This window comes from Comamonas sp. MYb396 (assembly GCF_037479555.1).
In the GTDB taxonomy this organism is placed as follows: domain Bacteria; phylum Pseudomonadota; class Gammaproteobacteria; order Burkholderiales; family Burkholderiaceae_C; genus Comamonas.
The window spans coordinates 576,499-597,709 of the sequence record NZ_JBBGYU010000002.1 but is presented as its reverse complement, the minus strand read 5'-3'; the positions used below and the strand labels follow the sequence as shown (position 1 = coordinate 597,709).

Sequence of the window (21,211 nt, the reverse complement as noted above, 5' to 3'; positions counted from 1 at the left end):
CAATGAAGATCTTGCAGTGTACGTTGACCTGCGCGTACCAGATAAATGTATCGTGTGGTGAGCACAGGTTCAAGGGTTGTCAAAGTGCTACTTCTTCAACAATCCCATCAGGAACGATGCGACAGCCAGCACGATAAAAATCACAAACAGGATCTTGGCAATGCCAACCGCACTGGCCGCGATACCACCGAAGCCGAAGACGGCCGCAATCAGTGCAATGACCAGGAAGACAACAGCGTAATGCAGCATATTTTTCTCCTCATGTTGTTTGCTGTGCAAGAAGGTGCGAGCAATGACTGCATTCTGGCCGCTGCCCGCATGCAGCCTTGCCAGTAGGTGCGAAGAACAGGTGTAGGACAGCTCCCGCGATGCGCTGATGCGCAGGGGCTGAGGCGCTGTTTGACAGGCGCGCAGCAAGCGCAGCGCGCGAAGTTTTGCGCGCTGCCTGGGGTGCTTGCTGTGCGGGAAGGGAGGGGTGGGCAGAGAGGCTGCGGAGCGCAGCCTGCGCCCTCTTAGTTCTGCGGCAGATTGGCCGAGATGGTGGTGCCTTGCTGCGGGGCAGAGGCGATGTGCAGCCGCCCGCCGCTCGCCTCAATGCGGTGGCGCATGCCGGCCAGGCCGTGCGAGTTCGGATGGGCCTGGCTGGGGTTGAAGCCGACGCCGTCATCGCGCACCTGCACGAACACATGCTTGGGGTGGCTTTGCAGGCTGATGAGCACATTGCGCGCCTGCGCGTACTTGCCGATATTGGTGAGCGACTCCTGGATCAGGCGGTAGATGCTCAGCTGCATCGCCTCGGGCACATTGATCTGCTCCAGACTCAGCTCGACGGCCACATTGCTGCTTTCGGAAAACTCCTTGGCCAGGATCTCCAGCGAGGCCGTCAGGCCCAGGTTGGACAGCGACGAGGGGCGCAGGTTTTCGATGATGCGGCGCTTGAGCGCGATGCCGCTGTTGAGCGTCTCGATCAGGTGCTTGATGCGCTCTTGCACATCGGGCGCTGCCATGTCGATCTTGGATTTGAGGCGCGCCACATCGAGCTTGGCCGTCGTCAGCAAGGCGCCCAGCTCGTCGTGCAATTCGCGCGCCAGGTGGGCGCGTTCGTCTTCGCGCACCTGCTGCAAGTGGGTGGCCAGCTCGCCCAAGGTGGCGGTGCGCTGGCGCACCTGCTTTTCGAGTTGGTCGCGCTCGTCCTCCAGCATGCGCTGCTCGCGCAGCATCAGGCCAGTGAGGCGGTTGGACTGGCGCAGGTAGAGATAGAACGCGAGCAGGCCCACGATGCTGACGATGGCAATGCCCAGGCGCGCGAGGGTCAGGGACTTGAGAATCTCGGCCTCGTTGTGCATGCGCCGCTCGTTGCTGTGGATCACCAGCTCGTTGCTGAGCCTACGCATGTTCTCCATCGTGGCCTTGGCTTCCGGGCTTTTGACGAGGAAACGCCAGGCCTCATCGAGGCCCTGGCGGCGCAGTGCAATGCTGGTGTCCATCTGGCTCAGGCGCTTGGCCACTTCACGGCCGAGCATCGACGAGGTCTGCAGGTCTTCGGGGAAGACGCTGTAGATGGCACGCAGCTCATCGACGGCGTTGTTGACGTTGGTGCAGGCCTGCTGGTAGGCCGACAGATTGCTGTCCTCGCCGCTCAGCAGATAGCCGCGCGCATGGGTTTCCGCATCCACGACCTGCTGCATCAGCTTGTCCAGGGTGGTGCGGGTCTGGTAGGTGACCGTGAGGTTCTGCAGCGAATCGTGCGAGCGGTAGTAACCAGCTTCGTTGATGCCGATCAGCACGGCAGCGGCCAAAAAGGCGGCTGGCAAACTGATGGCCCATTTGCGCAAGCGAGACCAACGCATGGAGCTTCCTTTTTTGATGGTATTTGGTTTATGCGAGTGATAATAGAGCAAACTTCGGGCAGCGCCTGCATTGGGCCGGTGCTGCAGTTTGCGCTGCATGAGGGGATATATGATTAAAGTTGGTATCGTCGATGACCACGCGATTGTGCGCTCGGGCCTCAAGCAATTTCTGGCCGAGCATGTCGACCTGCGCGTCGTGGGGGAGGCGGCCAACGGCCGTGAAGCCATCGACCTGGTGCGCAAGGAAGAGATCGACGTGCTGATCATGGACCTGTCCATGCCCGGCCAGAGCGGCATCGATGCGTTGGCCATGCTGCGCGCCAAGGCGCCCGATATGGGCATTCTGATCCTGAGCGGCTACCCCGAGGCCCACTACGCGATCAACCTGATCCGCCAGGGTGCCAGCGGCTACCTGAACAAGGAATGCGACCCGTCCGAGATTGTCGAGGCGCTGCGCACCATCTCGCTGGGCAAGCGCTACCTGACGCCGGCCGTGGCCGATCTGCTGGCCCAGCAGCTGCACCGCAAGGAAGACGCACCGCCGCACGAGCAGCTCTCGGAGCGCGAATTTCAGGTGTTCCTGAAGCTTGCCAAGGGCGAGACAGCCGGCAATATCGCTGACCAGCTGTCGCTCAGCGTCAAGACCGTGAGCACCTACCGCACGCGTTTGATGGAGAAGATGGGCCTGGCATCGAACAGCGACCTGACCTACTACGCGCTGAAAAATGGCTTGATTGACTGAGCGAGCGAACCTCTGCAAAACCAGCGGCCTACCCGGGCCGCTTTTTTGTGGTTGCCTGCGGGGCAACATGGGGGCGCTCACTGCAGCTGTGATGTGCGCTCCACGCAGTAGTCGATCAGCGCGTCGATGTCTTCGGACTTGTCGAACACCCGGTTGGCGCCCAGCTGGGCGCAGCGCTCGCGCATGCTGGGCGTGGCGTAGTTGCTGAGAATGACCAGATGCTGGTGCGGCGCGCGTTCCTGGAGCTTTTCCAGCACGCCCAGGCCGCTGCCTTCGAGCAGGAAGATGTCGACCACCGCCAGATCCCAGTCCGTCGAAGGATTGCTGAGCCAGCTGGTAGCGTCAGATTCGGTGCTGGCATGCCCCACGGTTTCCACCTGGGCCAGGTCTTCCAACGTGGCTATCAGGTTGTCGCGGATGGTCTTGTTGTCTTCAACCAGATAAGTTTTCAAACGGCGATGCATATACGGCTACACGGGTGTGTCTTACCGTAACAATGATAGCAACAAGCCATGCGCACGCCATCGGTCTGAAAGGATGGCGTAAGTAGGACAAGACCTCGTAGGCGTATTTTTTATCTATTATTCTATATAAAAAACAAATAACAATGCGCTAAATCAAGAGTGTTGCTGGCCGGTCGTGCTCCATTCCATGTCCGTGAGCTTGAGCATCATCAGCCAGCCGTCGAGGCTGCGGCCAATGCCGGCAATGAGCTTGAGCGCCTCTGCATCAAGCGTGTTGCTGGCCGCAGACGGGGCACTGGGGGTTGCGGCTGATCCGCATCGTGCTCCATTCCATGTCCGTGAGCTTGAGCATCATCAGCCAGCCGTCGAGGCTGCGGCCAATGCCGGCAATGAGCTTGAGCGCCTCTGCATCAAGCGTGTTGCTGGCCGCAGACGGGGCACTGGGGGTTGCGGCTGATCCGCATCGTGCTCCATTCCATGTCCTTGAGCTCGAGCATCATCAGCCGGCCGTCGAGGCTGCGGCCAATGCCGGCAATGAGCTTGAGCGCCTCTGCAGCCTGCATGGTACCGATGATGCCCACCAAGGGGGCAAATACCCCCATGGTCGAGCAGCTCGCTTCCTCGAACTGTTCCTCGGGTGAGAACAGGCAGGCATAGCAGGCAGCGCCTTCACGGCGCCGGTCAAACACGCTGATCTGGCCATCAAAGCGGATGGCCGCGCCGCTCACCAAGGGCTTGGCCAGCGCCACGCAGGCGGCATTGATGGCCTGGCGCGTGCGGTAGTTGTCGGTGCAGTCCAGCACCACCGTGGCATCGGCCACCAGCGCCTGCAGCCGCTTGGCATCGACGCGTTCCTGCACGGTATGAACCTGTATATGCGGATTGATCGCCTGCAGGCTGGCCGCGCAGGAGCTGACCTTGGCCTGGCCCACGCGCTCGGTCGTATGGGCAATCTGGCGCTGCAGATTGGTCAGGTCCACCGTATCGTCATCGACTAGGGTGATGTGGCCCACGCCGGCCGAGGCCAGGTACATCGCAGCCGGGCTGCCCAGGCCGCCTGCGCCAATCACCACCGCATGGGCGGCGAGGATGGCCTCCTGGCCTTCGATGCCGATCTCGTCCAGAAAGATATGGCGGGAGTAGCGCAATAGTTGCTCGTCGTTCATGGGCCTATTGTCGGAAAAAAACAAAGGCCGCAGCAGGAACTCTGCTTGCGGCCTTGTGACGCAGCCTCGAAAGGGCTGGATGCTGGGGCTTTACTTCTTGGGCTCGGTTGCGGGCGGCAGCTTGGTGTCGTCCGTGGTCGACTCTGCGGGCTTGTCGCTCGTGCTGGTCTTTTCCTCGTCCTTTTTCTCGGCCGGGCGCTCGGTCTTGGTCTGGCTGACCTGCACGGGCTCGCCCTTGAGCTGGTGCAAGGCCTGCTGCAGCTGGAAGTCCTTGTCCGAGCCGAACTCGGGCGGACGGCGCTCGGAGGCGGGCTTCTTGCTCTCTTCGTCCAGGCGCTTGAGCGCCGCTTCACGGGCTTTCTCGCGGGCTTCGTCCTTGACTTCGGGGCCTTGGCCGCTGGAGAGGTGCTTTTCCAGATCCGCTTCGCGGGTGCGCAGCGCAGCGAACAGATCGCCTTCGGCCGACTCGTCGACCATGATGTCGGGCACGATGCCCTTGGCCTGGATCGACTTGCCGCTTGGCGTGTAGTAGCGCGCCGTGGTCAGCTTGATGCCGGTGTCCGGACCCAGGGGGCGCACGGTCTGCACCGAGCCCTTGCCAAAGGTCTGGGCGCCCATGATGGTGGCGCGCTTGTGGTCCTGCAGTGCGCCCGAGACGATCTCGGATGCGGAGGCAGAGCCTTCGTTGACCAGCACCACCAGCGGAATGTTCTTGATGGCAGCGGGCAGCGACTTGATCGGATCGCTGCCGCGGCGCGCGTAGAACTCGGGCGAGGCGCGGAAGATCGCCTTGCTCTCGGCCAGCTGGCCGTCGGTGGTCACCACGGTCACATTCGGCTGCAGGAACGCGGCCGAGATGGCGACGGCCGCATCCAGGAGGCCACCGGGGTCATTGCGCAGATCCAGCACCAGGCCCTTCAGGTTCGGGTCCTGCTTGTACAGGTCGTCAACCTTGCGCACAAAGTCGTCGACGGTGCGTTCTTGGAACTGCGAGACGCGCACCCAGCCGTAGCCCGGCTCGACCATCTTGGCCTTGACGGACTGGGTCTTGATCTCGGTACGGGTGATCGTGACGGGGAAGCTGCGGCTCTCGTCCTTGCGCAGAATCGTCAGCACCACCTTGGTGTTGGGCTCGCCGCGCATGCGCTTGACGGCATCGTTGAGCGACAGGCCCTTGACCGCCGTGTCATCGATCTTGGTGATCAGGTCATTGGTCTTGAGGCCGGCCAGGTCAGCGGGTGAGCCTTCGATGGGCGAGACGATGCGGATCAGGCCGTCTTCCTGGGTGATCTCGATGCCGACACCGACGAACTTGCCGCTGGTGCCTTCCTGAAACTCGCGGAAGGACTTCTTGTCGAAGTACTGCGAGTGGGGATCGAGCCCGGAGACCATGCCGGAGATGGCATCGGTGATCAGCTTTTTGTCATCGGCCGGCTCGACATAGTCGGTCTTGATCAGGCCGAACACGGCCGACAGCTGTTGGATTTCTTCCAGCGGCATGGGGGACATCACGCCCCTTGCGACCGTCTGCAAAGACACAGTGGTGAGCGCGCCGGCGACCACGCCCAGTGAAACCCAACCGGCAATCTTCAATTTTTGGCCCATATGCTCACAACTTTCTATAGCGTGCCAATATACACCCAAGCGCCTGCACTGGTGCAGCGCAGCAGCCGTTTTCGAGTGCTAAGACAAGTATTTACTTTCGGTAGCTGCCCACTGGCGCTGGCATGCGGCGGCGGCTGACAGCGATCGTTTCGCTCCGCCTTCCGGTCCGGGCAGGCACCAGCTCTGACCGAATGGCGCTGGCTTTTGCCGGGCTGGCGAGGCGCCCCCTGCCTTGTCTATAGCCCGGGGCTGCCTGGCTCGGACTCCTGGCGCAGGCAGTAGTTCCCGTTAGGGCTTGCAGGGCCGCCCGTGGGTGGCGGGCAGCCCGTGGTTTTAGGCCTTGCCTTGCGAGGCAACGGCCGCAGCAGCCTTAGCAGCGGCTTCGGCGTCACCCAGGTAGTAGTGGCGCAGCGGCTTCAGGTTGGCGTCCAGCTCATAGACCAGCGGGATGCCGTTGGGGATGTTCAGGTTCACGATGTCGCTGTCGGAGACGCCATCGAGGTACTTGATCAGCGCGCGGATCGAGTTGCCGTGGGCGGCAATCACCACACGCTCGCCGCGCTGGATGGCTGGGGCAATCGCTTCGTTCCAGAAGGGCACGACGCGCTCGACGGTATCCTTGAGACATTCGGTCAGCGGCACCTGGTCGGCAGCGCCGGCGTAGCGGCGGTCGGTCTTCTCGCAGCGTGGGTCGCCGGATTCCAGCGCCGGTGGCGGCGTGTCATAGCTGCGGCGCCAGACCAGCACCTGCTCATCGCCAAACTTCTTGGCGGTTTCGGCCTTGTTCAGGCCTTGCAGCGCGCCATAGTGGCGCTCGTTGAGCTGCCAGCACTTTTGCACCGGCAACCAGGTGCGGTCCATCTCGTCCAAGGTGTGCCACAGGGTGCGGATGGCGCGCTTGAGCACGCTGGTATAGGCCACATCGAAGTCATAGCCCTCGGCTTTGAGCAATTGGCCCGCCTGCTTGGCTTGCGCCACGCCGGTGTCGGTCAGGTCCACATCGGTCCAGCCGGTGAAGCGATTTTCCAGGTTCCAGGTCGATTCACCATGGCGAATCAGGACAAGCTTGTACATGCAATCCTCGTGCGATAGTCAAAAATCGGTGCGTGTCGCTGGCGGGAGGCGCTTGGGGCCCGGGGCAGCCCGCCGCATTCACAATGGCGCCGATTGTAGAGGCAGGCTTAAATCCCAGGGCGCTTGCAGAGCTTGCCAGGCGGCGCCTGGTGCGCGTTGGGGGTGCTGCTAAAGGCTTTTGCCGCGCAGCGGCATGGTGGCCCTTTTAGAATATGCGGCTGTTTGAGCATTTTTTGACAAGGGACTTGTGTGAACTTTCTGATCGACAACTGGTATCTGATCGTGCTGGTACTGGGCTCGGGCGCGATGCTGATGATGCCCGCCATGAAGAACATGGGCGGCGGCACGCTCAGCCCCGCCAACGCCGTGGCACTGATCAACCGCGAAAAAGCCGTGGTGGTGGATGTGTCGGACGCGCAGGAATTCAGCGCCGGCCATATCGCCAATGCCAAGAATGTGCCGCTGGACCAGCTCGAAGCGCAGCTGCCCTCCGTCGTCAAGAACAAGGCCTTGCCGCTGATCCTTGTGTGCGCACAGGGCCAGCGCTCGCAGCGTGCCGTGGCCGTGGCCAAGAAGCTGGGCTACACCAATGTGCAGGCCCTGGCCGGTGGCATGAAGGGCTGGCGCGCTGCCAGCATGCCGCTCAAGAAGGCTTGATTTTTGGGGTTTACGGCCCCAGATACTGGCTTTAGACACCCACTACAGAGCGGCGGCCTCGTGCAGGCCGCCGCCGCAGGACACTCCGATGCAAGCTGTAAAGATGTATACCACCGCCGTCTGCCCCTACTGCATTCGCGCCAAGCAAGTGCTCAAAGCCAAAGGCGTGGAGCAGATTGAAGAAATCCGCATCGACACCGATCCGGCCCAGCGCGCGGTGATGATGGAGACCACCGGCCGCCGCACCGTGCCGCAGATCTTCATTGGTGCGACCCATGTCGGCGGCTGCGATGACCTGATTGCGCTGGACCAGCGCGGTGAGCTGACCCCCTTGCTCCAAGCCTGAGCCGCGCGCTTTCCCCTGAAGGCCAGCGGGCGCCCGGGCTTTTCCTTGCTGACACTTTGCCATTGCATAATGGCAGGCTGCATGCGAGGGGCGCGCACACCGGGCGGCATCGCAGCTGCACTCCATTCCTTTTTCTAGCGAAAGACAGACAACCATGGCGGATCAAGAAAATCCCGTGTTCCAAATTCAACGCGTGTACCTGAAGGACGCATCGCTGGAGCAGCCCAACTCGCCAGCCATCTTGCTGGAGCAAACCCAGCCTAGCGTGGACATCCAGCTGGGCGTGGAAGCCACCCCGGTGGCCGATGGCATTTTCGAAGTGGCGGTGACCGCCACCGTGCAGACCAAGATCGAAGACAAGACCGTGTTCCTGGTGGAAGCCAAGCAAGCCGGTATTTTCGAGATCCGTGGCATCCCTGACGACCAGATGGGTGCCGTGATCGGCGTGGCTTGCCCACAGATCGTCTACCCTTACCTGCGCGGCAACGTGGCAGACATCGTGACCCGCGCCGGCTTCCCGCCCGTGCACCTGGCGGAAATCAACTTCCAGGCCATGTACGAACAGCAACAAGCCCAGGCCAATGGCGCTGGCGCAGGTGCCGCACTGGCCCAGTAATCGCTTGCTGCCAACGCAAGGGCCTTGCAGTCTCGGTTGCAAGGCCTTTGTTGTATCTGCTGGGCAAGCAGCTGCAGGCAGCGCCGCCGTTTGAGTTGATGTGAGAAGGGATTGTGGCTATGAAGATCTTGGTGATTGGCGCCGGTGCCTGGGGAACGGCTTTGGCCATGCATGCGGCCGCACGCCACCGCGTGCAGCTGTGGGCGCGCGATGCCCAGCAGGCGGGCCAGCTGCAAACCAGCCGTGAGAACCAGCGCTATTTGCCAGGCATCCGCTTACCCGATGCCTTGGAGGTGACGAGCGGCGATCTGCAGCCCCTGGTGGCCCAGTCTGAGTTGATCGTGCTGGGCACGCCAATGGCAGCGCTGCGCAGTGGCCTCACCATGCTGCGCGACTGCCAGGTGCCGGTGGCCTGGCTCAGCAAGGGTTTTGAAGCCGTGCCGGCCGATGCCGCTGCCGGCAGCCATGGGCTGCTGGGCAACGAGGTCTGCGCCCAGGTGGCGCCGGCGCTGCATGCCGGCGTGCTGAGCGGCCCGAGCTTTGCGCAGGAAGTGGCCCAGCACCAGCCCACCGCCTTGGTGGCCGCCAGCCGCCATGGCGATGTGCGCGATGCGCTGGTGGCGGCCTTCCATGGCGACAACCTGCGCGTCTATGCCAATGAGGACATCAGCGGGGTGGAGGTGGGTGGCGCCGTCAAGAACGTGCTGGCCATTGCCACGGGCCTCTGCGATGGCCTGCACCTGGGGCTGAATGCCCGCGCGGCGCTGGTAACACGCGGCCTGGCCGAGATGACGCGCCTGGGCGTGGCGCTGGGCGCGCAGACCGATACCTTCATGGGGCTGTCGGGCCTGGGCGATCTGGTGCTGACGGCGACCGGCGACCTGTCGCGCAACCGCAAGATCGGCCTCTTGCTGGCGCAGGGCCAGAGCCTGGAGCAGGCGGTGCAGTCACTCGGCCATGTGGCCGAAGGCGTCTACAGCGCCCGCACGGTGCTGCAGCGCGCCCAGAAGCTGGGCGTGGAGATGCCGATCACGGCCGCCGTCGTGGCCTTGCTCGACGGCAGCCTGTCCGCCCCCGATGTGGTGCAGGCGCTGATGGGACGCGAGCCCCGCGCTGAATAATCAGGACTTGGCCAGCAAGCCGATCAAGGCCGGCAGCATGGCATCGCCATGCCGGGCCTGGACCTGGTCCTGCAAGGTGGTCGCAGCCGCATCGGCAATCAGGCTGGGCGCCTGCGCATCATGGGCCATCGTGGCGTAGTAGCTCAAATCCTTGGCGGCGTTGGAGATCGAGAACGCGATGCCCGAGGGGTCATCGGCCAGGATATAGGACTGCAGACGGTCCAGCGCCACACCTGCGCCGCCGCCAGCCGCCAGCACGCTGTGGAAGGCCTGCATGTCCATGCCCTGTTTGCGCGCGCAGGCGGTGGCCTCGGCCAGCAGGCTCATCTGGCCCACGGAGACAAAGTTGTGCAGCAGCTTCATGCGGTGGCCGTCGCCCAGTGCGCCCACATGGGTGACCTGGCTGGTGAAGGTGGCCAGCACCGGTTGCACCTGGGCCAGCACGGCCGCATCACCACCGACGAGCAAATTGAGCTGGCCGTTATGCGCCTGCTTGGAGGTCTTGGTCATCGGCGCATCGATGAACTTGCCGCCCGCAGCCTGCACGGCCTGGGCCATGCGCACGGTCGATGCGGGCACGGCGGTCGAGCAATCGATCACCACGGTGCCGGAGCGCAGCGCCGACAGCAGGCCTTGCTCGCCGGTCAGCACCGCTTCGACCTGGGGCGAGCCCGTCACGCAGAGGATGACCACATCGCAGTGGCTGGCCAGCTCGGCCGGGCTTTGGCAGGTGCGCGTGCCCAGGCTCAGCAGTTCGGTCAATGGCTGGTTGCCGGGGTGCTCCAGCACATAGAGTTGAAAGCCTTTGGCGGCGACATTGCGGGCGATGCCGTGGCCCATCAGGCCGACCCCGATCAGGCCGACGACGGGCTGGGCTGTTTGCGATGACATGGAAATCTCCTGGCGATATGCACAAATAAGCAAGGGTTCCCAGCGTACCGCAAGCCCTTTGCGCCAGGCATGCCAGCGGGGCGGCCACAGTCAACTTGGTGACCGGCGGGCCCCCGCTGGATCAGGTTCAGCGCGCGCGCAGCTCGGCCAGTACTTCCAGCGCGCGGTCGGTGCGCACATCGTGCTCGGCGGCCAGGCGCTTGGCGACCTGGTCGACCTCCGCACCCACGGCCCCGGCCACCAGCGCGATATTGCGGGCATGCAAGGCCATGTGGCCGCGCTGGATGCCTTCGGTGGCCAGCGCCCGCAGCGCGCCCAGGTTTTGCGCCAGGCCGACGGCCGCGGCAATCTCGCCCAGCTCCTGGGCCGATTTCACGTCCATGATCTTCAGCGCCAGGCGCGCCAGCGGATGCGTCTTGGTCGCGCCGCCCACCAGGCCCACGGGCATCGGCAGCTCGATGGTGCCGACCAGCGCGCCGCTGCCATCTTTCTCCCAGGTGGTGAGCGAGGTGTAGCGCCCGTTGCGGCTGGCATAGGCATGGGCGCCGGCCTCCACCGCACGCCAGTCGTTGCCGGTGGCGACGATGACCGGGTCGATGCCGTTCATGATGCCCTTGTTGTGGGTGGCTGCGCGGTAGGGGTCGATGGCGGCAAAGGTGTAGGCATCGAGCACGCCCTCGATGATTTCCTCGCCACTGCGCTCTGCGGTCTTCAGCGTCTGGGGCGTCAGGCGCACGCGGGCGCGGGCCAGGCGCAGATCGGCCAGGTTGGACAGAATGCGCAGCCGCACCGCGCCGCCAGTGATCTGCTCGACCAGCGGCGAGACCGATTCGGCCATGGTGTTGACGGTGTTGGCGCCCATCGCATCGCGCACATCGACGATCAGGTGCATGACCACCATGGGGCCTCGGGGCGAGTCGGGGAAGACATGCACTTCGATGTCCTTGCAGCCGCCGCCCAGGCCAATCAGCACCTTGTCGCGGCTGTTGGCCAGCGCCAGGATCTGTTCGCGCGCCTGGTACAGCGCCAACCGCACGCCATAGGGGTCCTGAATGCCGACAATCTGCACCTGGGCACGCATCAGCGGCTGGGTGCTGGAGGTCTGAAAACCCCCGTCCTCGCGTGCCAGCTTGGCCATGTACGAGGCCGCCGCGATGATCGAGGGCTCCTCGACCGCCAACGGCACCAGCACATCGCGGCCATTGACCTGGAAGTTGCCGGCCACGCCCATCGGCAGCTCAAAGGTGCCGATCACGTTTTCGATCATGCCGTCAGCCACATGCGTGGGCAGGGCCCCTGGCTGGGTCAGCAGCGCGCGGTCTTCGTCGCTCAGCTGGCAGGCCTTGGCGATGACATCCCAGCGCTGGGCGGGGCTGAGGGCGCGGAACTGTGGCAGACGGGAATCGGTGGCCATTGGTGTCTCCTGGTGATTTTTTGAGGAATGCGAAACGAAGGCCACCAATCTACCTAAACTGTACCCTTCTAGACAGGTACAGTTTGCCGGGACAGTGCTGCTGCATTGCAGCATCGGGGCCTGGCTTTCCCAAAGGAACATCCATGCCACCCGCCTCTGGCCGCAAGGCCTCGATTGCAGAAAACCTGGCCGCGATGCTGGGCCGGCAGATGGCCGATGGCGTGCTGCGCGCGGGTGACAAGCTGCCGTCGCTGCGCGCGCTGGCGCAGCTGCATGGCTATGCCAAGAACACCGTGGTGGCGGCCTTTGAGCTGCTGGTCTCGCGCGGCCTGGTCGAGGCGCGGCGCGGCTCGGGCTTTTATGTGCTGGCCCAGCGCCCGGTGGCAGCGCTGCCTGCGGCCGAGGACAGCGCGCCGCTGCAGCGCGCGATGGATGTGGTCTGGCTGATGCGCGAGCAGCTCAAGACCCAGCCCGATGCGCTGGCGCTGGGCGATGGTTTTCCGCCGGTGGATTGGCTGGCCGATATGCGGCTGGACCGCTACCACCACCAAGTGGTGCGCACGGGGCTGGGCGCGCTGTTCCGCTACGGCAGCCGCATGGGCTATGCGCCGTTGCGGGAGAGCCTGGTGCGCAAGCTCGGCGTGTTCGGCCTGGAGGTGACCTCCCAGCAGCTGCTGCTGACCCAAGGCGCCAACGACGCACTCGACCTGGTCATCCGCCACTGGGTGACGCCGGGCACGACGGTGCTGGTGGACGACCCGGGCTACTACCTGCTGTTTGGCAAGCTCAAGCTCGCCGGTGCCCGCGTGCTGGGCGTGCCGCGCCAGGCCGATGGCCCGGATGTGCTGGCGCTGGAGCGGCTGCTGCAGACCGAGCGCCCGCGCCTCTTTTTTACCCAATCCCTGGCGCACAACCCCACAGGCTCGGACCTGAGTGCTGCCAAGGCCTGGCGCATCTTGCAGCTGGCCGGCCAGCAGCAGATGCTGATCGTCGAAAACGACCCGTTGGCCGATTTCAAACCGACCTCGGCCACACGCCTGTCGGTGCTGGACCAGCTGGCGCGCACGATCTACATCGGCAGCTTTTCCAAGTCGTTCTCGGCGGCGCTGCGGGTGGGCTTTATCGCCTGTCACCCCGATCTGGCCAGTGACCTCGCCGATCTGCGCAGCCTCATCCATGTGAGCGGCTCGGAGTACTGCGAGCGCATGGTCGATGTGATGCTGCGCGAAGGCCAGTACGAGCGGCACCTGGTGCGCCTGCGCGGGCGCCTGGGCCAGGCCACGGCGCAGGCGCTGGCATGGATGGACCGCCAGGGCTGCGAGGTGTTTGCGCGCAGCGAGCAGTCGCTGTACCTGTGGGCGGCCTTTCCCGGCTGCGAGGATTCCGCGCAACTGGCCGAGCAACTGCGGGCCCGGCAGGTGACGATGGCGCCGGGCCGGGTGTTCAGCCTGGACAGCAGCGCGACCTCGCGCTGGTCACGCTGCAATGTCGGGGCCATGCAGTCCCCGCGCCTGGACGCGGCAATGGCGCCGTGGCGCGCGGCCCCGCGCTGATCAGAGGCCCAGCTCCAGCGCCAGCAGCTCTTCGACCGTCTGGCGGCGGCGGATAAGGCGGGCCTGGCCGTTGTCGACCAGCACCTCAGCGGCCAGCGGGCGGCTGTTGTAGTTGCTGGACATCGAAGCGCCGTAGGCACCGGTGTCGTGGATCACCAGCAGGTCGCCCACTTGTGCATCGCCCAGTGGACGGGGCAGCACCACGCCGGATTCGCCCTGGGTGAAGACATCCCCCGATTCGCACAGCGGACCGGCGACAACGGCCTTGCGCTGCACTGGCAGCACGCCGGCGCCACGGCGCTGCACATGCATGCCGTGGTAGCTGCCGTACATCGCCGGGCGCATCAGCTCGTTGAAGCCGGTATCGACCAGCACAAAGTGGTTGCTGCCGGCATCCTTGGTGGCGCGCACCGTCCCCAGCAGCACGCCCGATTCGGCCACCAGGTAGCGGCCGGGTTCCAGCTCCAGCCCCAGGTGGTGGCCCACCAGCGCCTCGGCCTGCTTGCGCGCGGCATCCCAGAGGCCAAAGTAGTGCTGGGTGTCGATGGTCGCGTCACCGTCCTTGTAGGGGATGGACAGGCCGCCGCCGGCCGAGATGGCCTGCAGGCGGTGGCCGGCCGCATGGGTGCGCTCGACCAGCTGCACCATCGCGCCGCAGACCTCTTGCAGGTGACCGTAGTCCACGCCCGAGCCGATGTGCATGTGCAGGCCCACCAGCTGCAGGCCGCGCTCGGCGATCACCGCCAGCGCCATCGTCAGGTCGCTGTGCCAGATGCCGTGCTTGCTGTGCTCGCCGCCGGTATTGGTCTTGTTGCTGTGGCCATGGCCAAAGCCGGGGTTGATGCGCAGCCAGACCGCATGGCCGGGCGAGGCCTGGCCCAGCTGGTGCAGCATGTCGATGGAGCCGGCATTGACGGGGATCTGGTGCTCGACCACGGTGGCCAAGGTGGCCTCGTCCATCACATCGGCGGTGAACACGATGTCGGAGGGTTCGCCAAAGCCGCCTTGGTAGCCAGCCGCGAGCGCGCGCAGCACTTCGCCGCGCGAGACTGCATCGACCTTGACGCCTTGCGCCCGCATCAGTTGCAGCACATGGATATTGGAGCAGGCCTTCTGGGCAAAGCGCACCGTATCAAATGCCTGCAGCTCGGCAATGCGCCGGCCGATGGTGGCGGCGTCATAGACCCACAGCGGGGTGTTGAAGTCATCGGCCAGCTGCCACAGCAGATCGGGGGTAAAGGGGTTGCTCATAGTCGGTGTGCCAGGGGCAGGGAATCAAAGGAAACAGGCTGCCAGTGTGCCCGGGCTGGGGTATTTGGTCTAATGCTTATTTATCGGCATGTCATTCATAATGGATATGTCTAACTCGTATCGCTTACCAGCCATGCCCCGTTCGCCAGCCCCCGTCTCATCCGCTTCCGATCCCTCCCGGGAGCCCAGCCCCTCAGCGCCCCGGCTGCAGCACCGCCATATCGAGGTGTTCCGCGCCGTCATGCTGGCCGGGGGCGTGACCGGCGCGGCGGGCCTGCTGTTCAGCTCCCAGCCTACGGTGAGCCGCGATCTGGCGCGCATGGAGCAGCTGCTGGGCTACCCGCTGTTTGAGCGGGTGCAGGGCAGGTTGCGGCCCAATGCGCGCGCCTTGGCGCTGTGGGAAGAGGTGCAGCGCAGCTGGCAGGGCTTGGACCGGGTGATTGACCGGGCCGTCGCATTGTCACGCCCGCAGGCGGCGCGCATCAGTGTGCTGAGCATGCCCGCGCTCAGCCATGCGCTGCTGCCGGCAGCGCTGGCGCGCATGCAGCAGGCGCAGGGGCCGGTGGCGGTCAGCGTCGCCACCCAGGAGGCGCCGCTGTTGCAGCAGTGGATGGCAGCCCAGCGCTATGACCTGGGGCTGACCGAGCAGGGCGAGGCGCCAGCAGGCACGCGCGCGGTGGCGCTGCCGGCGGTGGATGAGGTCGCGGTGCTGCCCGCAGGCCACCCGCTGGCGCGCAAGCCCAGGCTGGAGCCTGCTGACTTTGCCGACCAGGCCTTTATCAGCCTGGCCGAGGGCGACCCCTACCGCATCCAGATCGACCAGGTGTTTGCCGATGCCGGCGTGGGCCGGCAGATGCTGCTGGAGACGCACAGCGCCGTGGCGGTCTGCGCGATGGTGCAAAACGGCCTGGGCCTGGCGATCGTGAACCCCTTCACCGCACAGGCCTGCCTGGGCCAGGGCCTGGTGCAGCGGCCGCTGGCCTTTTCGATTCCGTTCCGCACCCAGGTGCTGCTGCCGCTGCACCGGGCAGCGGTGCCCGAAGTCGATGCCTTGCTGAGCGCGCTGGGCCAGGCTGCAGCCAGCCTGCCGACCTACAATGCGCAGCATGCCGGGCCGCAGTGATAGGCCGGTGATCTGACCCAGGAGAAATGCCCCATGTCCCGTGCCCCGCTTCGCTCTCTCGCCCGGCCGCTGTGCGCCAGCGCCTTGCTGCTGGCGCTGCTGTCAGGTTGTGCCAGCACCAGCCGCAACGCGGCGCTGACCGCGCAGGCTTCGCCACCGGTCCAGGTCAAGGTGTTTGTCGCGGCCATGTTCGAGATCGGTGCCAACACCGGCGACCGGGCTGGTGAGTTCCAGCACTGGTATGAGCGCTACTTCCGCGATGCCCAGCCGATCCAGGTGTCCGGCGCGCTGGGGCCGGTGTTCTGCAATGCCGATGGCGTTTGCGGCAGCGTGCTGGGCATGGGCAAAGTCAATGCCTCGGCCTCGATACAGGCCATCGTGCTGAACCCGCAGTTCAATTTTGACCAGGCCTACTATGTGATCAGCGGCGTGGCCGGCACCCCGCCTTCGCGCGGCACCATTGGCGATGTGACCTGGGGCAGCTGGCTGGTCGACTACGACCTGGGTCACCGCTGGGCGCCGGAAGAGGGCCAGGCCGGTGCGCCCGTCTTTATGCCACGCAAGGGCTATGAGGACTACCGCCGCTTTGCGCTGAACCCGGCCCTGACCCAAGCCGCCTATGCAATGAGCCGCGCCGTGCCGCTGCAAGACAGCGACGCAGCCCAGCGCTACCGCATGCGCTACCCCGATGCGGCCGCGCGCCAGGCGCCCAGCGTGCATGTGGGCACGCATATGACGGGCGACACCTTCTTCCACGGCCCGGGCCTGTCCCAAGAGGCGCAGTACATCGCCAAGCTCTACGGTGCGGACGACTATGTCGCCACCGAGATGGAGGCCGCGGCCATTGCACTGGTGCTCAAGCGCAGCCATGGCACGGACCGCATTCTGAGCCTGCGCGGCTCGGTCAATTTTGACCAGGGCAACCCGCAGGAAACCACCCAGGCCCACCTGGACCCCAAGCCCGGCGAAACCGCAGGCGGCTTTGCCGAGACGGTGGCGAATGTGGCGGCCGTGGGCGGCGTCTTTGTCGACACCGTCGTCAAGGACTGGCCGCAGTGGAAGGATGGCGTGCCGGCACAGCGCTGAGCAAAACCGCTACGCACAGCAGGCCCCCGCTTGGGGGGCCTTTTTTTGGGGCTTATTTCCAGGGCTGGCTCAGGATGGATGCCAGGCTCTTGACGCCATCGAAGTAGTTGCCCAGGCGCATGTTCTCGTTCTTGCTGTGCTGGTTGTTGTCGGCGTTCACCATGGGCACGATCACAAAGGGGACTTTGAGCGCCTGCACCGCAGCGCCGGTGGGCACCGTGCCGCCCATCATGCGGATCTGCACAGGGGCCTGGCCCCAGGCCTGCTGCATGCCCTGGCGCAGCCAGTCTCCAATGGGGGCGTTCAGGTCGGTGCGCACGGCGCTGGATGAGGCCGATACGCCGCCCATCTTCAGGCTCGCCAGCTTGGGGTACTGGGCGCGCTGCTCGGCGCTGGGCTCGCCGTCAATCAGGGTGAAGCCCTGGCCTTCGATATGGGTCTTGAGCAGCTGCAGCAGGCGCTCGGGTGGGGTTTCGGGCACCGTGCGCAGGTCCAGCTCGGCAATCGCCTGGGCGGGCACCACGGTGCGGGCCTTGGCGCCTACATCGGCGCTTTGCAGGCCGCGCACATTGAGCGAGGGGTACTGCATCGCTTCCTGGTAGTTGTTGCCCACCTTCTCGGCCTGGGCAATGCCCAGGCGCTTGCGCAGCGCGACTTCGTCATCGGGCACGGCCTTCATCACCGCCTGCGTTGGGGCATCAAAACTGATGCCGTCGTAGTAGCCCTTGACTAGCACACGGCCATCGGGCGCCTTCATCGAGGCGAGCAGCTGCGCCATCGTGAAGGCGGGATTGGCGGCATAGTTGCCGTAGTGGCCGCTGTGCAGATCCTGGCTCGGGCCATAGAGGGTCAAGGTGGCCTGGGCCACGCCCCGGTTGCCAAACACCAGGGTGGGGCGGTTGCTGGCATGCATGGGGCCATCGAGCACCAGCAGTGCATCGGCCTTCAAGGCGTCCAGGTTGGCGTTGATGACGCCGCCCAGCGATGGCGAGCCTTTTTCCTCTTCCGAGTCGAGCAGGATCTTGATATTCGTGCTGGGCGCCAGACCCTGCTGCTGCAGCGCATCAAGGGCGGCCATCAGCATGATGATGGGGGCCTTGTCATCGGACGAGGAGCGGCCAAACACGCGCCACTCGGGGTTGGGCTGGGCGCCGTAGAGCTGGTCGAGCGCAATCTCTTTCCAGGTGCCATCGGCCTGGCGTTCCTTGAGCACCGGCTTCCAGGGGCTCTCCTGCTGCCATTCGGCAGGCGTCACCGCCTGGCCATCCATATGGGCGTAGAACAGCACGGTCTTGGTGGCGCCGGGCACGGGCGGCAGGGTGGCCAGCACCATGGGCTTGCCCTGGTTGGGCAGCAGCTGGGTCTGGAAGCCGCGCTTGTCCAGCGCCGCCTTGAACCACTGCGCATTCTTCTCGATATCGGCCGCCACATTCGAGTCATTGGGCAGCGCCAGCACCTCGATCCATTCGCGCAGGCTGGCGCTGCTGGCTTTTTGCACGGCGGCATCCGAGGGGGCAGCGGCCTGGGCCAGGCCGGCGGCGCACAGCGCGGCGCTGAGCAGGGTGAGGGTCGAGAACTTCATGCAAGGGCTCCGTCAGAGAAATGGAAATACGAGGATAAGCAATGGCCTGGAGTATGTCCGAGTGCGCGCTCACCCACGGGCGCGCAGGCGGGCGCATTGTCGCCAGGGCGCCAATTATTAATGTGCTGCACGCAGGCGTTCGTACTGTGCGATCAGCCCGTCAAACGACTGCTGCAGCGCCTGCAGCGGCGGGGCGCCATCGGGCCAAGCCTCCAGCTGCTGCAGCGCCAGCGCAGCGGCCTCCAGGGTCGAGAGCTGGCCTGCGCGCGGCGCCTTGCGGATGCGGTAGCCGGCCGGCCCGGTGTCCGCCAGCGCCAGGCGGGGCAACTGGGCCAGCAGCGGGTTGGCGTAAAGCATCTTGCGGCTCTTGCGCCAGGTGCCATCGATCAGCACCAGGCGTCGGACGGGTGCTGGCGCGTCATCGTCCGTCAGCGCCGCCAAGGCGGCGGGCTGGTCGGGTGTCTGGGGGTAGAGCAGCATGGTTTGCTGCGGTGCCTCGGCGCCGGGCCAGGCGCCGTACAGCCATTGCTGCAACTGCTGGGGCGCAAAGGCCTCGTTCACTTCCAGCCGGCTGCCCGGCAGGCACAAGTGCAGCAGGCGCGCGGTGCCCTTGGCCTCCTGCAGCTCCAGCGGGTGCTGCAGGATCAGCACCTGGGTGGCAGCCTGCACCGGCTGCGCCAGCGCGCAGATGCAGGCGCTTTGCGGACGCAGGCAGTTGGGGCATTGGGCGCGGCGCGGGGCGGAGGGCACAGGTGTGGCGTGAGAAGCGGACAAGATGGCTATTGTGCTGCAAGGACAAGGCCAGGCCGCTATGCTGGCGCCCCTATGACAGCGCACAAGCCCTTTTCTGCCCGCATCGACATGGGCCAGCCTTTGTCTGGCGAACGGGAGCGCCTGCGCCTGAACCTGACGGGTCCCGACCGGGTGCTGGAGGCGCAGGATGCGCCATCGTTGCGGGCGTTGCTGGATGCCGTGGAGCAGGCCGCGCGCGCCGGGGCCTGCTGCGTGGGCGGCCTGCGCTATGAGGCCGCCACGGCGCTGAACCCCTATTTGCCGACACAGGCCGTGCCCAGCGGCGAGCCGCTGGCCTGGTTTGCGGTGTGGGATGCGCCAGCTGTTGACATCGCGCAGCTGCCTGAGGCAGAGACGCCTGCCGTGCAAGTGCAGTGGCGCAGCACGCTCGCCCGCCCGCAGTTCGATACGCAGATGGCGCGCATCCATACCGATATCCGCAGCGGCGCCTATTACCAGATCAACTACACCCAGCAGCTGCAAGGCCACAGCGCCTTGCCTGGCGGCGGCAACGTAGATGGCGCCGCGCTGTTTGCCGCGCTGCAGCAGGCCCAGCCCGGCGGCTATGCGCTGCATATCGACAGGGGCGAGGAGCAGCTGCTGTCGGTATCGCCCGAGCTGTTTTTTGACTGGCAGCAGCCGGCCGAGGGAGCGGGCGACATCCTCACCCGTCCGATGAAGGGCACGGCCGCAAGGGGCGCCAGCCCCGCGCAGGACGAAGCCCAGGCCCAAGCCTTGCGCGCATCGGCCAAGGAGCGGGCTGAAAACGTGATGGTGGTCGACCTGCTGCGCAATGACCTGGCGCGCATCGCCGAGCTGGGCAGTGTGCAGGTGCCCCAGCTGTTTGCGCTGCAGGCCCTCCCCACCGTCTGGCAGATGACCTCGGATGTGCGGGCCCGCCTGCCCCAGGGCACGGGCCTGGCCGATGTGCTGCAGGCCTTGTTTCCCTGTGGCTCGGTCACCGGCGCGCCCAAGCGGGCGGCCATGCAGGCGATTGCCGAGTTGGAACTTGGGCCGCGCGGCTGGTACTGTGGCGCCTTGGGCGTGGTGCGCTCCGATGGCGCAGGGGGCATACGCGCGACCTTCAATGTCCCCATCCGCACGGTGACCCTACGTGGCCGGCAGCTGCAATGCGGCATTGGCAGCGGCATCACCGCCGATGCCACTGCTGACGGTGAGTGGCGCGAATGGATGCACAAACGTGCCTTTCTGGAGCGGGCCAGCATGCCCTTTGGCCTGATCGAGACCTTGGCGCTGGACGGTGGCCAGCTGCGCCATGCCGCGCTGCACCTGGCGCGCATGGCCGGTGCCGCCGCGCATTTTGGCTACCGCTGGGATACGGCGGCCGCGCAAGCGGCTTTGGACGGCCTAGCTGCATCCCACCCGCAAGGCCTGTGGCGGCTGCGCTTGCTGCTGGATGCGGAGGGCAGGTTCCAGGCCGAGGCCTTTGCCTGCCCGCCATCGCCCGCGCAGGTGGCGCTGCAATGGGCGCCCGCGCCGCTGGCCGAGGCGCATGGCGAGTTTGTGCGCTTCAAAACCAGCCGCCGCGCGCACTACGAGCGCTGGGCGCCGCAAGACAGCAGCGTGTTCGACACCCTGCTGTGGAACGAGGCCGGCGAGATCACCGAGACCACCCGGGGCAATATTGTCATGCAACTTGATGGCCGCTGGGTCACCCCCGCGCTGCATTGCGGCCTGCTGCCCGGTGTGGGGCGCCGCCTGGCGCTGGAGGCAGGTCAGGTGGTGGAAGGCGTGGTGACCCTGAGCGATGTGCCGCGTGTGCAGGCCTGGGCTTTTCTCAACAGCCTGCGCGGCTGGATTCCGGCACAGGTGCTGGGTGAGGTGCCGGTCTGGCCGCAGGCTGACCCAGGCCCATAG

20 protein-coding genes are annotated in these 21,211 nt (G+C 65.5%); 9 read left to right on the top strand and 11 right to left on the bottom strand.

The window, feature by feature from the left end:
• Positions 1 to 87 precede the first annotated feature (87 nt).
• Positions 88 to 249, bottom strand: a complete 162-nt coding sequence (locus WH265_RS06860; RefSeq protein ID WP_021026244.1) for a DUF1328 domain-containing protein — start codon at positions 247 to 249, stop codon at positions 88 to 90.
• A gap of 263 nt (positions 250 to 512) precedes the next feature.
• Positions 513 to 1,850, bottom strand: coding sequence for a sensor histidine kinase (locus tag WH265_RS06855; RefSeq protein WP_027010752.1), 1,338 nt, complete (start codon positions 1,848 to 1,850; stop codon positions 513 to 515).
• Between the two features lie 109 nt (positions 1,851 to 1,959).
• Between WH265_RS06855 and WH265_RS06850 the strand changes: the two genes are divergently transcribed.
• A complete protein-coding gene (locus WH265_RS06850) occupies positions 1,960 to 2,592 on the top strand; it encodes a response regulator (protein ID WP_021026242.1) in 633 nt (210 codons plus the stop codon).
• A 77-nt stretch (positions 2,593 to 2,669) separates the two neighbouring features.
• On the opposite strand, the gene WH265_RS06845 is transcribed toward WH265_RS06850, so the two are convergent.
• The 4 genes from WH265_RS06845 to gpmA form a co-directional block, all read right to left on the bottom strand.
• Positions 2,670 to 3,056, bottom strand: a complete 387-nt coding sequence (locus tag WH265_RS06845; RefSeq protein ID WP_021026241.1) for a response regulator — start codon at positions 3,054 to 3,056, stop codon at positions 2,670 to 2,672.
• A gap of 410 nt (positions 3,057 to 3,466) precedes the next feature.
• On the bottom strand, positions 3,467 to 4,222 hold the full coding sequence (locus tag WH265_RS06835) for a HesA/MoeB/ThiF family protein (RefSeq protein WP_339557762.1): 756 nt from the start codon (positions 4,220 to 4,222) through the stop codon (positions 3,467 to 3,469).
• A gap of 90 nt (positions 4,223 to 4,312) precedes the next feature.
• Positions 4,313 to 5,827, bottom strand: coding sequence for a S41 family peptidase (locus WH265_RS06830; protein ID WP_339517374.1), 1,515 nt, complete (start codon positions 5,825 to 5,827; stop codon positions 4,313 to 4,315).
• Positions 5,828 to 6,160: 333 nt separating this feature from the next.
• Positions 6,161 to 6,901: a 2,3-diphosphoglycerate-dependent phosphoglycerate mutase gene (gene gpmA, locus WH265_RS06825; RefSeq protein ID WP_021026238.1), complete on the bottom strand. Its 741-nt coding sequence runs from the start codon at positions 6,899 to 6,901 to the stop codon at positions 6,161 to 6,163.
• Between the two features lie 249 nt (positions 6,902 to 7,150).
• On the opposite strand from gpmA, the gene WH265_RS06820 reads away from it, so the two are divergent.
• From WH265_RS06820 to WH265_RS06805, 4 genes are all read left to right on the top strand, one after another.
• Positions 7,151 to 7,558 (top strand): rhodanese-like domain-containing protein, encoded by a 408-nt coding sequence (locus WH265_RS06820; protein ID WP_021026237.1) that lies wholly within the window; start codon positions 7,151 to 7,153, stop codon positions 7,556 to 7,558.
• Between the two features lie 88 nt (positions 7,559 to 7,646).
• A complete protein-coding gene (gene grxC / locus WH265_RS06815) occupies positions 7,647 to 7,904 on the top strand; it encodes a glutaredoxin 3 (protein ID WP_021026236.1) in 258 nt (85 codons plus the stop codon).
• Positions 7,905 to 8,058: 154 nt separating this feature from the next.
• The gene (gene secB, locus WH265_RS06810; protein WP_116924716.1) at positions 8,059 to 8,520 is read left to right on the top strand and encodes a protein-export chaperone SecB; all 462 of its coding nucleotides are present in this window, start codon (positions 8,059 to 8,061) and stop codon (positions 8,518 to 8,520) included.
• Between the two features lie 119 nt (positions 8,521 to 8,639).
• Entirely contained in the window at positions 8,640 to 9,641 is a 1,002-nt protein-coding gene (locus WH265_RS06805) for an NAD(P)H-dependent glycerol-3-phosphate dehydrogenase (protein WP_339534426.1), read from the top strand.
• Here the strand turns inward: WH265_RS06805 and WH265_RS06800 are convergent, their stop codons facing one another.
• Both WH265_RS06800 and WH265_RS06795 read right to left on the bottom strand, forming a co-directional pair.
• Positions 9,642 to 10,532 carry an NAD(P)-dependent oxidoreductase gene (locus WH265_RS06800; RefSeq protein WP_339557761.1) on the bottom strand — a complete coding sequence of 297 codons (891 nt, stop codon included), beginning with the start codon at positions 10,530 to 10,532 and terminating at the stop codon, positions 9,642 to 9,644.
• A 127-nt stretch (positions 10,533 to 10,659) separates the two neighbouring features.
• A complete protein-coding gene (locus WH265_RS06795; RefSeq protein WP_339517379.1) occupies positions 10,660 to 11,946 on the bottom strand; it encodes a hydroxymethylglutaryl-CoA reductase, degradative in 1,287 nt (428 codons plus the stop codon).
• A gap of 143 nt (positions 11,947 to 12,089) precedes the next feature.
• Here WH265_RS06795 and WH265_RS06790 point away from each other — a divergent pair, with 143 nt between their 5' ends.
• Positions 12,090 to 13,499, top strand: coding sequence for an aminotransferase-like domain-containing protein (locus WH265_RS06790; protein WP_339557760.1), 1,410 nt, complete (start codon positions 12,090 to 12,092; stop codon positions 13,497 to 13,499).
• On the opposite strand, the gene lysA is transcribed toward WH265_RS06790, so the two are convergent.
• Complete coding sequence (lysA, locus tag WH265_RS06785; RefSeq protein ID WP_339557759.1) at positions 13,500 to 14,750, bottom strand: diaminopimelate decarboxylase; 1,251 nt, start codon at positions 14,748 to 14,750, stop codon at positions 13,500 to 13,502.
• Between the two features lie 133 nt (positions 14,751 to 14,883).
• Here lysA and WH265_RS06780 point away from each other — a divergent pair, with 133 nt between their 5' ends.
• On the top strand, positions 14,884 to 15,873 hold the full coding sequence (locus tag WH265_RS06780; protein WP_339557758.1) for a LysR family transcriptional regulator: 990 nt from the start codon (positions 14,884 to 14,886) through the stop codon (positions 15,871 to 15,873).
• A gap of 33 nt (positions 15,874 to 15,906) precedes the next feature.
• Complete coding sequence (locus tag WH265_RS06775; RefSeq protein WP_339557757.1) at positions 15,907 to 16,959, top strand: purine-nucleoside phosphorylase; 1,053 nt, start codon at positions 15,907 to 15,909, stop codon at positions 16,957 to 16,959.
• 52 nt (positions 16,960 to 17,011) lie between these two features.
• On the opposite strand, the gene WH265_RS06770 is transcribed toward WH265_RS06775, so the two are convergent.
• Both WH265_RS06770 and WH265_RS06765 read right to left on the bottom strand, forming a co-directional pair.
• Positions 17,012 to 18,541 carry a M20/M25/M40 family metallo-hydrolase gene (locus tag WH265_RS06770; protein ID WP_339557756.1) on the bottom strand — a complete coding sequence of 510 codons (1,530 nt, stop codon included), beginning with the start codon at positions 18,539 to 18,541 and terminating at the stop codon, positions 17,012 to 17,014.
• A gap of 117 nt (positions 18,542 to 18,658) precedes the next feature.
• Positions 18,659 to 19,315 (bottom strand): tRNA-uridine aminocarboxypropyltransferase, encoded by a 657-nt coding sequence (locus WH265_RS06765; protein ID WP_339557755.1) that lies wholly within the window; start codon positions 19,313 to 19,315, stop codon positions 18,659 to 18,661.
• A gap of 51 nt (positions 19,316 to 19,366) precedes the next feature.
• Here WH265_RS06765 and WH265_RS06760 point away from each other — a divergent pair, with 51 nt between their 5' ends.
• Positions 19,367 to 21,211: a chorismate-binding protein gene (locus WH265_RS06760; RefSeq protein ID WP_339557754.1), complete on the top strand. Its 1,845-nt coding sequence runs from the start codon at positions 19,367 to 19,369 to the stop codon at positions 21,209 to 21,211.

Coding starts and splice junctions, on each gene's coding strand:
- gpmA (WP_021026238.1), bottom strand. CDS start 6,901: ATGTACAAGCTTGTCCTGATTCGCCATGGTGAATCGACCTGGAACCTG.
- WH265_RS06770 (WP_339557756.1), bottom strand. CDS start 18,541: ATGAAGTTCTCGACCCTCACCCTGCTCAGCGCCGCGCTGTGCGCCGCC.
- WH265_RS06775 (WP_339557757.1), top strand. CDS start 15,907: ATGTCCCGTGCCCCGCTTCGCTCTCTCGCCCGGCCGCTGTGCGCCAGC.
- WH265_RS06850 (WP_021026242.1), top strand. CDS start 1,960: ATGATTAAAGTTGGTATCGTCGATGACCACGCGATTGTGCGCTCGGGC.
- WH265_RS06855 (WP_027010752.1), bottom strand. CDS start 1,850: ATGCGTTGGTCTCGCTTGCGCAAATGGGCCATCAGTTTGCCAGCCGCC.
- lysA (WP_339557759.1), bottom strand. CDS start 14,750: ATGAGCAACCCCTTTACCCCCGATCTGCTGTGGCAGCTGGCCGATGAC.
- WH265_RS06805 (WP_339534426.1), top strand. CDS start 8,640: ATGAAGATCTTGGTGATTGGCGCCGGTGCCTGGGGAACGGCTTTGGCC.
- WH265_RS06790 (WP_339557760.1), top strand. CDS start 12,090: ATGCCACCCGCCTCTGGCCGCAAGGCCTCGATTGCAGAAAACCTGGCC.
- WH265_RS06800 (WP_339557761.1), bottom strand. CDS start 10,532: ATGTCATCGCAAACAGCCCAGCCCGTCGTCGGCCTGATCGGGGTCGGC.
- WH265_RS06780 (WP_339557758.1), top strand. CDS start 14,884: ATGCCCCGTTCGCCAGCCCCCGTCTCATCCGCTTCCGATCCCTCCCGG.
- WH265_RS06760 (WP_339557754.1), top strand. CDS start 19,367: ATGACAGCGCACAAGCCCTTTTCTGCCCGCATCGACATGGGCCAGCCT.
- secB (WP_116924716.1), top strand. CDS start 8,059: ATGGCGGATCAAGAAAATCCCGTGTTCCAAATTCAACGCGTGTACCTG.
- WH265_RS06845 (WP_021026241.1), bottom strand. CDS start 3,056: ATGCATCGCCGTTTGAAAACTTATCTGGTTGAAGACAACAAGACCATC.
- WH265_RS06795 (WP_339517379.1), bottom strand. CDS start 11,946: ATGGCCACCGATTCCCGTCTGCCACAGTTCCGCGCCCTCAGCCCCGCC.
- WH265_RS06860 (WP_021026244.1), bottom strand. CDS start 249: ATGCTGCATTACGCTGTTGTCTTCCTGGTCATTGCACTGATTGCGGCC.
- WH265_RS06835 (WP_339557762.1), bottom strand. CDS start 4,222: ATGAACGACGAGCAACTATTGCGCTACTCCCGCCATATCTTTCTGGAC.
- WH265_RS06830 (WP_339517374.1), bottom strand. CDS start 5,827: ATGGGCCAAAAATTGAAGATTGCCGGTTGGGTTTCACTGGGCGTGGTC.
- grxC (WP_021026236.1), top strand. CDS start 7,647: ATGCAAGCTGTAAAGATGTATACCACCGCCGTCTGCCCCTACTGCATT.